Below are 14442 nucleotides of genomic sequence, written 5' to 3' on the forward strand. Positions count from 1 at the left end.
TTTAAAAATAGAAAATTTATTAAATGTTAATTAATAAGAAAATTATAAAGAGATAAAGAGATGAAATATATAAAAATAAAATTTGCGATTGCACTGCTAACTGTTTTTACAATAGTGAGTTGTAGTGATGATATTTTAAATACAGAAGCAAGTGATTCTTTTACAGAAGATGCAATTTATAGCGATGTAAACCAAGCAAAACTTGTGGTGGTTACTGCTTATAACACTACAGATAGTTGGTCTATAAATCGCTCTCAATGGTGGACACAAAGAATAGGGATAGAAGGAGCTTCTTGGGAAGCTAAATTTAACTTTAAAGACTTAGATAATCCATATAAAATGAGAGGTGGATGGTCTCCAAGTAATGCTGGATTGGCATTTAATAATAGATGGGCAACTTCTTGGGATTATGTGAAGCTAATAAATGAATTTTTAGAAAAAATAGAAGGTAGTGAAGCAATGGAGGAAGCTCCAGAAGAAGTAGCACAATTAAAAGCTGAAATGACATTCTTAAGAGCTTTTACCTATTTTAATTTAGTTAAATATTATGGAGGTGTTCCAATTATTAAAAAATCATTTGGATTGGATGATGAATTTAATTTATCTAGAGATAGTTTTGAAGATTGTGTAGATTTTATAGTGAATGATTTGGATGAAGCTGCTGCTATTTTACCAATGGAAGCTTCAGAGTTTGGTAGAGCAACTAAATTAGCGGCATTAGCGGTTAAATCTAGAGTTTTACTGTATGCTGCAAGTGATTTACATGACCCGAGTACTGTGCCAAACGGACCTCTTTATGATTATGCAAGATCAACAAAATGGCAAGATGCAGCTGATGCTGCAAAGGCAGTAATAGATTTAGTTGGAGATCGTGATTTAATTCCTGTTGCAAATGCGACAGAATATCAAAATTTATTTTTACACCAAAATCAAGATATTTTATTCGCACGTTCATATGGAAGCCTGTATGCTGAAATGGCAAACGATATTAATACATTACCAGATCAGGCACAATCACCTAATGGTTATACTGGCTGGGGCTTAAGTTCACCTTCACATAATTTTGCTTTAGAATTTAATATGAAAGACGGTACTAGAACCAATAATGAAGAATTTGATCCATTAAGCATAAATGAAGGAAGAGAAATGAGATACTATGCAAATCTATTATTTCAAGGAGCTTATTTTAGAGGACGTAACGTAGATTATGCTTTGGCAGATAACCCAAGTGATACAACTCCAGATGGATTAGATTCACCTAAAGGGTTAGGAAACCAATTACACTCTTCTAAAACAGGATATAATATAAGAAAGTTTCAAGATGAAAGCTTATCTACTTTAACAACTTTTTCTGTAGACCGTCCATATATAATGTACAGATTGGCTGAAATTTATTTAAATTATGCTGAAGCTATGTTTTATATAAATGAAAATATTGCTAGAGATTATGTTAATAAAGTGTCAAATAGAGCATTACAGCCAAATATAGATGCTAGTGGGGCAGATTTATTAGAAGCTATTAAAAGAGAAAGAAGAGTAGAACTTTGCTTTGAAGGACATAACTTTTTTGATGAAAGAAGATGGATGAATCAAGACCATATAGGTGGTTATGATATTAGAGGATTAAAATGGACAAAAGCTGTTGATGGTACCTTAAATTATGAAGAGTATACCGTTGTAAATAGACCTTGGTTTGATTATAGGTATTATTTACCTATTCCACAAACAGAGATAGATAAAGACGCTTCATTAGAGCAAAATTATGGATATTAATAGTATGTTTGGGGTGTATTAAATACCTAGTATTTATACTTAAAAGATACCGAGAGTTTTTTCGGTATCTTTTTTTATTATGTTATAAATTTCACATTATTATAAAAGGTAAAATTAGGTTAACAAAGGGTAAAATTTATCAATATAAAACGATGAATTTCTAATTACTTTGTATATATATGCTTTTTATATTCGTTTATTTTTGAATGAAAAATGATAGACAAAAGCATAAAAAACATGGAAGGAAGATTAGTAGTAATACTTAAATAAGGTAAAGAAACCTAACTAAAATAGTTTAAGGATGAGTTCATATAAGAAAAATGCATTTACTTACGCAACAATTGTAGCAGTTGGAGGTTTTATTTTTGGCCTAGATGCTGCTTTAATTTCAGGAACTGTAAATTTTATTACAGAAGAATTTTCACTAAATCCATTACAATTAGGTTTTGTAGTAGGGGCTCCAAGTATTGGTGTTTTATTAGCGTTGTTTTTTGCGGGGAGTGCTTGTAATTACCTAGGTAGAAAAAAAACATTGCAAATAATAGCTGCACTATATTTAGTTTCAGCGGTCTCTTCGGCATTAGCACCAAGCTATTGGGCACTTGTAGCAGCTAGATTTTTAGGAGGGTTAGCTTTTAGTTCTATATCTGTAGCTTCTATGTATATAGGTGAAATTGCACCACCAAAATGGAGGGGTAAGTTGGTTTCTATGACACAAATAAATATTGTATTAGGGTTGTCTGCAGCTTACTTTATCAACTATTTAATTATTCAATTTACCAATTCAGATGTATCTTGGGTAGATAATTTAGGTTTAAGAGAAAACACCTGGAGATGGATGTTAGGTTCTGAAATTTTGCCAGCTCTTATATGGCTTACTTTACTTTACTTTATACCTAGAAGCCCGTCATGGTTAATGTTTAATGGAAAAACAGAGGAAGCTAAAAATACACTTAGAAAAATTATTCCTGAAGATGAAGTGACTCTTAATATACAAGAAATGCAAAATAGTATGGATATTAGTGAGCAAGATCATTCAATAGTTTCACAATTAAAGCAGATATTTAGTAAACCAATGCGTGTTACTTTCATAATTGCAACTACAATTGCAATTGCCCAACAATCTACAGGGATAAATGCAATTCTATTTTATGCGCCAACTGTTTTTGAACAAATAGGAGGTGGGTCAGATGCAGCGTTTATGCAATCTATTTGGATAGGTTTAACAAGTGTTGTTTTTACAATTTTAGGATTGTTATTAGTAGATAAATTGGGGCGAAGACCTTTAATTATTTGGGGTATGGTTTGGATAATTTTAAGTTTAGGACTATGTTTTTATGGATTTAATTCAGCACGCTATACAATTAATAATAATGCTATTGTTGAATTAAATGAAATTAATAACCCAGAAAGACTTAATGCAATTGTAGGTGTAGAATATGATAGTGATATTTCATTTAAAAAAGCATTAGAAGAAACATTAGGTGAAGTAGATGCTCGTAATCACGAAAGTGTTTTAATACAAAAAGCAGCTAAAATTAATGCTATTTTAATATTAATAGGTATCCTAAGTTTTATTGCAGCATTTCATTTTTCAGTAGGGCCTGTTATGTGGGTATTGTTTTCAGAAATATTCCCTATATCTATTCGTGGTATTGCCATTCCATTTTTTACTTTATTAACAAGTATTGTAAGTTCAATGGTACAAGTCTTTTTTCCAAAACAACTAGCAACATTTGGAATAAGTAATACATTGCTTTTTTATGCAATAACCGTTGCCATAGGATTGGTAATTTTATATAAATATTTAATAGAAACCAAAGGATTAACCATTGAAGAAATTCAACTAAAACTACAAAATAAATAATTATGAATTATTACAAAATTTATAGTTTCACACTATTATTAGGAGTTTTCTTATTTATAAGTTGTGGACCAGAAAAACATGATAATAAAACTACTAAAGATACCATTACAGAATCTTTATATTACCCATTTTCAGATTCTGAAAATAAAGGAGGATGGGTATTAAATGAAGAAATTTCAGACGAATTTGAGGGAGCATCAATAGATACAACAAAATGGTTTGTTGAAGGTCTAAATGGTGATTATTACATTTGGAAAGGCCGTGCACCGTCTCAATTTGTTTCACATAATGTAAGAGTTGAAGATGGTAAATTAAAACTTAGAACAAACTGGGAACCAGATTATGATTTTTTTGAAGAAAGTTATACCGACGGAAATATGGGAACTTCTAAATATGGTGAATATAAAGGAGAACCAATGCCAATTACTACCGCTGCTGTAGTTTCTAAAAAACGCTTTTTAAATGGTTATATGGAAGTGAAATCTAAAGTTGGAAATGCAGCTATTACAGGTGCTTTTTGGGCTATAGGATACGAGCAAGAATTAGATGTATATGAGTTAATGGGAAATCCAAAAAATAAAAAAGGTAATATTAGAGAAGATTCTTATTTAGCAACTGCTCATGATTGGAGTCCACCTGCTGAAAGACCAACAAATGTGTTTCAACATACAGAGGATTTACCGTTTAGAACTGCAGATGAATTTCATGTATATGGTGCCGAATGGGGTGAAGATTTCTTAAAACTATTTATTGATGGAAAATTAGTACATCATTTTACTCAAGATGATGTTGGCCTAGATTGGGTGCTAAATAATCCAATGGAAATTTGGTTAGATTCTGAAATTTTCTTTTGGTTAGGTCTTCCTCATAAAGAAGAATTACCAGTAGATTTTGAAATAGAATATATGAGAGTTTGGCAAAAACCTTCAGATAATTTATTGGCAAAAGATCGTGCTTTTTATGGTTTTGAAGGCCCAATACTATTTGAAGAAAACCCAAGACCGTTAACTATGGTTCCAGAAGATTCTAAACCAAACGACTATCAGAAATTTTGGTTGATAGATGATGTTTCTAAAAAATATTTTTCTATTGTTGAAGGTCAATATGCAAGTGGTGTAGAAAGTCTTCAATTTGCAGGATATGGTAAAAATGAAAATTTTGAAGTTGAAAAAGCAGCTGTTTTAACTCCAGAAGGAGCAATTAATATTCCGGCAGGCGAATACACATTCTCTATGAAAGTATGGCTAGATCAAGGTAGAATTGCTGATAAAATTTATGTTTCTTTTGAAAATCCTAAGTTAGAAATTGAATTTAAAGATTTATCAAAATTAGAACGTCGTCAATGGATTACATTAGAATCAACTATTTCAAAAACTGAAGCTTCAGCTAAAAACGATCAACTTAAAATTGAAATTAGAAAAGAAGATTTACCTAAAGATAAAGCTCCTAAACTCTTTATTGATGACATTGCAATTAAAAAAACTATAAAATAAATGAAGTTGAATAAAATATTAAATATTTTTCAATTTAAACTTAATTTAGGTTTACAAACAAGTAGAGAATAAGCTATTTTAATATTTTTTAAACAACGTTTAGATTTTAAAAAAGAATATCAATGAGTATAAATATAAACAACCATAACAACGCAATAACTAACAATTCAGAAAGTCCTTTTGCAAAATTAAAAAGTATAAACTTTGGTGATTGTAAATGGAATTCAGGATTTTGGGCTGAAAAAGTGAAAAATGCAGAAGATAAAATGCTTCCTTATATGGGAGATTTATTATGTGGAGATATAGGTCACGCTTTAAATAATTTTAAAATTGCAGCAGGTGAAAAAGTAGGAGAACATAAAGGTTTTTATTGGCACGATGGAGACTTTTATAAGTTTATGGAAGCTAAAATGTACATTTATGGACTTACTAAAAATGAGTCTTTACTAAAAGAATTAGATGAATATATTGCTGTAATTGGACGCGCTCAAGAGGACGATGGCTACATTCATACACATATTCAAATTACTGAAGGTGCTGATAGATTTGAAAATAGAAAATATCACGAAATGTATAATTTTGGGCATTTATTTATTGCAGCTTCTATACATTATAGAATTACTAAGCAACGTAATTTTTTAGATATAGCAATAAAACAAGCAGATTTATTGTATACTTATTTTATGCCAGACACCAAACATTATCAACGTTTTGGTTTTAACCAAACTCAAATTATGGGATTGGTAGAGTTGTTTAGAACAACAAAAGATGAGAAATATTTAAAACTTGCCGAAAAATTTATCAATAGAAGAGGAACTTATGAAATTAAACATGACGATACAACTATTGGTTATCCTATTGGAGATATGGTTCAAGAAAGAACTCCTTTAAGAGAATCTAGAGAAGCTGTTGGTCATGCTGTTTTGGCCTTATATTACTATGCAGGAGCAGCTGACGTATATGCTGAAACCGGAGAAAAAGCATTAATTGAAGCGTTAGATGCTTTATGGGAAAATATTACAGGTAAAAAAATGTATGTAACTGGTGCTGTTGGCCAGGCACATTATGGAGCTTCTACTAGTTTAGATATGATTGAAGAAGGATTTATTGATGCGTATATGATGCCGAATATGACTGCCTATAACGAAACCTGTGCTAACTTATGTAATGCCATGTTTAGTAGTAGAATGATGGCTATTAAAGATGAGTCGAGATATGCAGATATTATTGAATTAGTATTGTATAATAGTGGTTTATCAGGTATTAGTATAGAAGGAAAAGACTATTTCTACTCCAATCCTTTAAGAATGGTAAATAATTCTAGAGATTATAATTCTCATGCAGATGTAACTGAAAGTCCAGTAAGACAACCTTATTTAGAGTGTTTTTGTTGTCCACCAAATTTAGTACGTACTATTTGTAAAACTTCAGGATGGGCGTATAACTTATCAGAAAACGGTGTAGCGGTAGTATTATTTGGAGGAAATAATTTAGATACAACTATGTTAGATGGTTCACCTTTAAAACTTTCTCAAGATACAGATTATCCTTGGAAAGGGATAGTGAAAATTACTGTTGATGAATGTAAGAATTCAGCTTTTGAAATTAAAATTCGTATCCCTAAATGGGCCGTTGGAAGTACCTTAAAAGTAAATGGTAAAGATGTAGGTATTGCAGTTAATCCAGGTAGTTTTGCAGTAATAAATAGAGTTTGGAAAGCTGGAGATGTTATTCTGTTAGATATGCCAATGGAAGTAACTTTAGTTGAAGGTCATAACCGAATAGAAGAAGTTAGAAATCAAATTGCTGTTAAAAGAGGTCCAATTGTATATTGTATCGAAACTCCTGACTTGCCTAAAGATACATCTATTTTAGATGTTTATTTTAATGGTTCTTCGCAATTAAAAGCAACTCATGAAAACAACTTTTTAGGAGGTGTAACAGTTGTAGAAACAGAACTTTTATTAAGGGCTAGTAAAACAGAAGATATGTACCAAACCGTTACAAAACCGAGCTTTACAGCGTTTAAAACACAGTTAATTCCTTATTTTGTATGGAGCAATAGAGGACAAGCTGAAATGACGGTATTTATGCCTGTTATTTGGCTATAAGTATTAATTAAAAATAAGCATAAAAAAAACTGAAGCATATACTTCGGTTTTTTTATGCTTAAAATTTTATGGTTTCAAGGTAAAATAATGTTAACTGTGGGTAAATATTATTAATAGAATTTAAATATAAAATTGTTTTTTTGTTTAAGCACTTTTGTGTAAATCTAAACTATTTATAAAAAACTTAATAATGAAAAAATTCTTTATACTCTTTTTTAATGTATTATTTATTATCACTTCATTTGGTCAAACTAATGGTATTATTAACAATGCTAATAGTTCTCATGTGAAATTTAAAAGTATTGATATGGGCGACTGCCAATGGACAGATGGTTTTTGGGCAGATAAATTTAAAGTAGCAGAAGAAGTAATGATTCCTTATATGGGAGAGTTACTAACCGGAGATATAGGCCATGCTTTAAACAATTTTAAAATTGCAGCTGGTCTTAAAGAAGGTGAACATAAAGGAATGAAATTGCACGATGGAGATTTCTATAAATGGATGGAGGCTTCAATGTATATTTATGCTCAAAATAAAGATAAAAAAATATTAGCTGATTTAGACCGATATATTGAAATAATTGGTAGAGCGCAAGCTCCTGATGGTTATTTACAAACACAGGTTCAAACCACTGATTTAAAGCGTTACGGAAATAGACAGTACCACGAAATGTATAATAGTGGACATTTATATACAAGTGCTTGTATTCATAATCGTATAACTGGAAAAACTAATTTCCTTGATATTGCAATTAAAAGTGCAGATAACTTATACGATACATTTATGCCTCAACCAGACCATTTAAAAAGATTTGGGTTTAATCAAACTCAAATTATGGGATTGGTAGAATTATACAGAACTACAAAAAATAAAAAATATTTAGAGTTGGCAGAATTATTTATCAATATGAGAGGTAAATCTAAAGTTATACCTGATGCTACTGCAAGTTTTAAGTTTATTGGAGATATGGTTCAAGAACGCACACCATTAAGAGAGGAACAAACAGCCGAAGGTCATGCCGTTTTAGCATTGTATTTTTATGCAGGAGCAGCAGATGTTTATGCTGAAACCGGAGAACAAGCATTAATTGATGCTTTAGACAGACTTTGGAGTAATGTTGTTGATAAAAAAATGTATGTAACTGGTGCGGTAGGACAAACTCATCATGGAGCATCTTCAAATGTAGATATGATTCATGAAGGTTTTATTAACGAATATATGATGCCAAATTTAACAGCATATAATGAAACGTGTGCAAATATTTGTAATTCTATGTTTAGTTATAGAATGTTAGGTGTTCATGGGGAAGCTAAATATGCAGATATAATGGAATTAGTACTTTTTAATAGTGCTTTATCTGGAATTAGTATTGAAGGTAAAGATTATTTTTATGCAAATCCTCTACGTGTACATCACGATGGATATGATCCAGGAAATGATACTGAATTTGATGTTCGTCAGCCTTACATTCCTTGTTTTTGTTGTCCTCCAAACTTAGTGCGTACCATTGCAAAAGTTTCTGGTTGGGCTTATAGTTTAACAAATAATGGTGTAGCAGTAAATTTATACGGTGGAAATAAATTAGAAACAAAACAACTAGATGGATCTAAGATTCAATTGAAACAAGAAACTCAATACCCATGGAATGGAAATGTAAATATTACAATTGAAAAATGTAAAAGAGAAGCTTTTGATATATTAATAAGAATACCTGAATGGGCAAAAGGTTCTACTTTATTAGTAAATGGAAAAGATATAGAATCTGAAGTAATAGCTGGTACTTATGTCACTATTAATAGAAAGTGGAAAAAAAATGACATAATTAATTTAAAAATGCCAATGGATGTTAAATTGTTAGAGGGAAATCCTTTAATAGAAGAGGTTAGAAATCAAGCTGCAGTAAAAAGAGGTCCAGTTGTATATTGTGTTGAATCTCCAGATTTACCAAAAAATACAGATATATTGGATGTATATTTACCTCTAAAATCAAATTTAACAGCAACGTATAGACCAAATTTTTTAGGAGGTGTTTCTACCATTACTGGAGATTTTAAATTACGTCACGTAAATGGTGAAGGGATGTACAGAGAAATAGCAAAACCAACTTGGGAAACTCAAAAAGTTCAGTTAGTGCCTTATTTTGCTTGGGCAAATAGGGGAGAAAGTGAAATGACTGTTTGGTTACCAATTCTTTGGGAAGAATAAACAAAATTTAAACTAATTGAATTTTTTTAAAATAAAATGAAAATACTATGTTAACAATAAGATGTTTGCATAGTGTTTTTATTTGTATAACATAAATTATATTAATTATGAATTTAACTCAAAAAATAAAAACTTTTTTTGCTGTAGTGTTATTAACTTCAGGCTTAATTACAGCTCAATCTGAACAACCAAACATTTTATTCATTTTATGTGACGATTTAGGGTATGCAGATGTTGGTTTTAATGGATCTAAAGATATTATTACTCCACATATGGATGAATTAGCGGCAAACGGAATGATTTTTACTTCAGCATATGCAGCACATTCTTTTTGCGGACCTAGCCGTGCTTCAATTTTAACTGGTCGTTATTCTCAAGAAATAGGAACACCTTTTAATCTTCACAGTAATTCTAGTATGAATGATGATGATAATATGGGGATTCCAACGGAAGAAACATTTATGTCAAATATATTACAAGATGCTGGTTATTATACCAGTGCTTTAGGGAAGTGGCATTTAGGAAGTGCGCCAAAATATCATCCTAATAATAGAGGTTTTGATAATTATTATGGATTTCTTGGTGGAGGTCATAATTATTTCCCTGAAAGATATCAGAAAGAATATCAAAAGCAGTTAAAAGCTGGAAACAAAGAAATTAGAGACTATATTCTTCCATTGGAACATAACCAAAAAGAAGTTAAAGAGACTGAATATATTACAGATGCCTTATCTAGAGAAGCAATAAAAGATATTAAAAAGGCGGCAGATAAAAAAGATCCTTTCTTTATTTATTTAGCCTATAATGCACCACATGTTCCTTTAGAGGCTAAAGATGAAGATCTTAAAGTCTTTGCTAATATTAAAAATAAAGATAGAAGAACTTATGCAGCTATGGTATACGCTGTTGATAGAGGTGTTGGAGAGATTGTAAAAACATTAAAAGAAACAAATCAATATAATAATACATTAATTGTTTTTATGAGTGATAATGGAGGGAATTTTGATCACGGAGCCAATAATTACCCTTTAAAAGGAACAAAAGGAGATGCCTGGGAAGGTGGTTATAGAGTTCCAATGTTTTTTCATTATCCAAATAAATTACCAAAAGGTAAAAAATTCGATTATCCAGTATCTGCTTTAGATTTATATCCTACGTTTGTAAATTTAGGAAAAGGTGAAATTCCTAAAAATAAATTATTATCAGGTAAAGACATAATGGAATCTTTAATTAATAATTCAGAACCACATAAAAACAATATGATTTATTGTTTAAGATATCGTCATGGCTTTAGCGATGTTGGTGCAAGGCTAGGTGATTGGAAAATTACAAGAGTTGGTAACGAGCCTTGGAGGTTAACAAATATAACACAAGATATTGGAGAGAAAAAAAATATGGGAGGTAGATACCCAGATCGACTTAAAAAAATGGTAGAAGAAACACAAAAATGGACAGAAGGCTTTGTACAACCTTTATGGTATTATTCAGCTAAAGATGAAGAATTATGGAAAGATGGAAGAATGCCACAGTATAATGAAACCTTCGAAGTTTCTAAATTAATAGATTTACCTACTAAGCATTAATATTTAGTTTTAAAAATAGATAACTAAGTCTTCAAGCGTATTTAGTTTTATAAGTTTTGCAGATGAGCAAGTAGGTAAGGTTATGACCGCTTTGAAAAATAGTAAATTTAATGATAATACTATTGTTATTTTAGTTAGTGATCACGGTTATAATCAAGGTGAAAAAGAATTTATTTACAAAAATAATTTATGGGAAGAAACTACACGAATTCCTATGCTGGTTCGCTCCCCAAAATTCAAAAAATATGCAGGGCAAAAAGTGGAGCATCCAGTTTCGTTAATAGATGTGTATCCAACAATTGCAGACCTGTGTAATATTGAAAAAAGTAATCTTAAAAATAACAACGGTGCATTGTTAAGTGGCTTTAGTATGAAACCTTTTCTAGAAAATCCTAAAAATGGAAATGGGATGGTCCAGATGTAGCTTTAACTGTTGTAAGAGGTAATTTTAATAGCAACAAAGCAAATGAACAAAGCTATGCTGTACGTTCAAAAAACTATAGATACAAACGCTATGTAAATGGAAAAGAAGAATTGTATAACCATACTAATGACCCTTACGAGTGGACAAATTTAGCCTACAAGCCTAAATTTAAAAAGGTGAAGAAAAAGCTTAAAAAGCAATTAGACAATCTATTAAAAGAAATCAACTAAATAGTATTAAAATAAAGCTTTGAGATTTTTTTGTAAGAGGGACTAATGGAACTATTGAGCAAGTTTGATTCCTATTACGGGATATGCATTTGATATAAATTCAGATTTAGAAAAAAACAACGGCTATTAAATTGAAGTTGAAAGAAACTTATGGAGCAAAATATTTCAGAATAACTTTTATACTTACACACTTTGTGAGATACTGCTAATTAAATCCTGAGTTTTATTTTATTAATTTAACCGTGTAACTAATGTTTATAAAGGTTATTTATAACTTTTATTAAACTTTTCTAATAATTCTTTTACAAGTGTTGGATTTTGATTTGCAATATTAATAGTTTCATTTGGATCATTTTTATGATCGTAAAGCTCTACATATAAAGGCGCGTTGTTTGGGCGTCTTCTATCTTTCCAAATAACAAAACGATAATCATCTGTTCTCATTGCATATCCCATTACAAATTGCTCAAAAGTTTTTCTATTCCATTTTTCGCCCATCTGTAACTTAATTTTAGTTTCAATTTTTTCAATTAAAGGCATAAAAAAAGTAGTTCTAAACGGAGCTGTAAAAGGTCTTGCAGCCCATTCTCGTAATGCAGGTGTTGGAAATACACTAAATGCTGGTTTTTTAGATTTTGATTTAGGCTTTTTTAGTATGGAAACTAAACTTTCACCTTCTAAATGATTAGGTTTATTTAATTCAGCTAAATCACATAAAGTTGGGTATAAATCTATTAATTCTACAGTTGCATTTGCTTTTTGCCCTTTAGTTTTATCTGTTATTCCAGGTGCTGAAATAATAAATGGAACACGAGTTGCAATTTCATAATTTGTAGCTTTTCCCCAATAACCCATTTCGCCAAGATTAAATCCGTGGTCTGACCATAAAACAATAATAGTATTTTCATAGGTTCCAGAGTCTTTTAAAGCTTGAATCATTTTTCCAACTTGCGCATCAATATAACTTATACAAGCATAATATCCGTGACGTAATTGACGTTGTAATTCTGGACTAAAATTACCTTTTTTAGGCATGTCTGCTGAAACACGTAATTCTAATGATTCTGATAATCCCATAGTAGCACCATCTTTAGGAGGGTTTACTTGTGTTGCAATTGGAATTTTTGCTTCATCATACATATCCCAATATTTTTTTGGAGCTATCCAATCTAAATGAGGTTTTTTAAAGCCTAAAGCTAGAAACCAAGGCTTGTCGTTATTTTTAACCATATCATTTAATGTTTCTATTGCAGAAAGTGTATTATAACCGTCGTCATAAGTTTCGTCTGGAACATCAGCAGATTCTAAAGCAGGCCCTTTGTTTAGCCAGTTTTCACGAATTAGTTTTTCACCATATTTAGCTTCTAAAGCTACTTTGTTTTTTAAATACATTAATTGACTTTCAGCAAGGGCATAACCACCTTCTATATTTGGTACATTTGAGTCTTTTTTTGCTTTAATTGGTTTTCTACTCCATGACATTTCATCATCAGTAAATACGCCGTGAAATACTTTTCCAAGATATACTGTTTCATATCCGTTTTCTTTAAAATGTTGAGGTAGGGTTACAATACTAGGACGATTGTCTCTAAAATCTTGAAATAAATCAATAACATTTATAGTCTCTGGGTAAGATCCTGTCATTATACTAGCACGTGATGGACCGCAAATAGCTTGTTGAACATAAGCATGATTAAATTGAACCCCAACGTTTGCTAAGGTATCTATATTAGGAGATTTTACGATTTCTGAACCATAAGTACCAAGTTCAGCACGTAAATCATCAATAGCAATAAACAATACATTTGGCTGTTTCTTTTTTTGGGCGAAGCCTGTAAAGGAAATAATTACAGAAAATAGAATAAGAAAAAATAGTTGTTTGGCTTTCATTGTAAAATTTTTTGTGTTTAAAACATGGTTTAATTTAATTATCAAATTAGCAAAAAAAATAGTTGAAATACTTCTTAAATATTACCTTGTACTATAGGTATTTTACCCAAAAATTTTTTTTTATAGCATGGTAATGGTTGTTGTAATATATAGTAATTTAATGTGAAATAGATTCTTAAGTAGAAAAGAGTAGAGGTGGATTTGTAAAAAACTCTTGTTCTAATTCTTTAATTAATAGAAGTTAAAAGAGAGGAGTTATCTTTTTTAGTTTGTTTTACAAGCCTTTTGATATTTTTATTGTACTTAATTTTAAGTGTATTGTTTTTTAGGGCGGAACAAATTATTGCAAAAAAAGGATAACCAAACTTGGTTATCCTTTTTTTAATGGACTGTTTATTGTTTTAAAATAGTAATATGTTAAAACATAACTGTTTAATTATAAACCTCTATTTCGGTAACATTAATAGCATATTTGGATGCGTTGTTTATAGTTAAAGTACCATTTCCAGTAGTTTTGTCTGCAATAACAGCATAGCTTATAGTATTATCTCCAGATATTTTATTTACTGAAAATTCAATATTACTATCTGTAGATGAATTTACAAAATTAGAAGAGCTATAATTATTTAATACAACATCGGTAGCATATTCAATAATTAAAGGTTTTTCTTTATATACGTTTATTTTTACTACATCTAATCCCGTAATGTTTGTAATAGAATAGACATTTGTAATTTCAATATCTGGTGCTAACCATTCTTCTTCTTCACAACTAGTTATTGCTAGAATAATGGTTAAAATTCCAAAATATTTTATTATTTTTTTCATAATTTATATTGTTTTTTATGTCTCCGTTGTTGTAAAA

General features: G+C 30.3%; 9 protein-coding genes and 1 pseudogene. 8 read left to right on the forward strand and 2 right to left on the reverse strand.

Annotation, left to right across the window (positions count from 1 at the left end):
* Nucleotides 1-60 precede the first annotated feature (60 nt).
* The 8 genes and pseudogenes from MKD41_RS00975 to MKD41_RS16420 form a co-directional block, all read left to right on the forward strand.
* Nucleotides 61-1773 (forward strand): RagB/SusD family nutrient uptake outer membrane protein, encoded by a 1713-nt coding sequence (locus MKD41_RS00975; protein ID WP_240243582.1) that lies wholly within the window; start codon nt 61-63, stop codon nt 1771-1773.
* A gap of 301 nt (nt 1774-2074) precedes the next feature.
* A complete protein-coding gene (locus tag MKD41_RS00980) occupies nt 2075-3640 on the forward strand; it encodes an MFS transporter (protein WP_240243583.1) in 1566 nt (521 codons plus the stop codon).
* Between the two features lie 2 nt (nt 3641-3642).
* Nucleotides 3643-5133 (forward strand): family 16 glycosylhydrolase, encoded by a 1491-nt coding sequence (locus MKD41_RS00985; protein ID WP_240243584.1) that lies wholly within the window; start codon nt 3643-3645, stop codon nt 5131-5133.
* Between the two features lie 122 nt (nt 5134-5255).
* Entirely contained in the window at nt 5256-7244 is a 1989-nt protein-coding gene (locus tag MKD41_RS00990) for a glycoside hydrolase family 127 protein (RefSeq protein ID WP_240243585.1), read from the forward strand.
* A 190-nt stretch (nt 7245-7434) separates the two neighbouring features.
* Nucleotides 7435-9450 carry a glycoside hydrolase family 127 protein gene (locus tag MKD41_RS00995; RefSeq protein WP_240243586.1) on the forward strand — a complete coding sequence of 672 codons (2016 nt, stop codon included), beginning with the start codon at nt 7435-7437 and terminating at the stop codon, nt 9448-9450.
* Between the two features lie 107 nt (nt 9451-9557).
* Complete coding sequence (locus tag MKD41_RS01000) at nt 9558-11033, forward strand: sulfatase-like hydrolase/transferase (protein WP_240243587.1); 1476 nt, start codon at nt 9558-9560, stop codon at nt 11031-11033.
* 19 nt (nt 11034-11052) lie between these two features.
* A complete protein-coding gene (locus MKD41_RS01005) occupies nt 11053-11457 on the forward strand; it encodes a sulfatase-like hydrolase/transferase (protein ID WP_256451675.1) in 405 nt (134 codons plus the stop codon).
* Between the two features lie 35 nt (nt 11458-11492).
* Nucleotides 11493-11687: pseudogene (locus MKD41_RS16420) on the forward strand (sulfatase/phosphatase domain-containing protein); the annotation flags it as partial.
* Between the two features lie 264 nt (nt 11688-11951).
* Here the strand turns inward: MKD41_RS16420 and MKD41_RS01010 are convergent.
* Nucleotides 11952-13577, reverse strand: a complete 1626-nt coding sequence (locus tag MKD41_RS01010; protein WP_240243589.1) for a sulfatase — start codon at nt 13575-13577, stop codon at nt 11952-11954.
* Between the two features lie 432 nt (nt 13578-14009).
* Entirely contained in the window at nt 14010-14405 is a 396-nt protein-coding gene (locus MKD41_RS01015; protein WP_240243590.1) for a hypothetical protein, read from the reverse strand.
* Nucleotides 14406-14442 lie beyond the last annotated feature (37 nt).

It is taken from the genome of Lutibacter sp. A64, assembly GCF_022429565.1.
Taxonomy (GTDB): Bacteria; Bacteroidota; Bacteroidia; order Flavobacteriales; family Flavobacteriaceae; genus Lutibacter.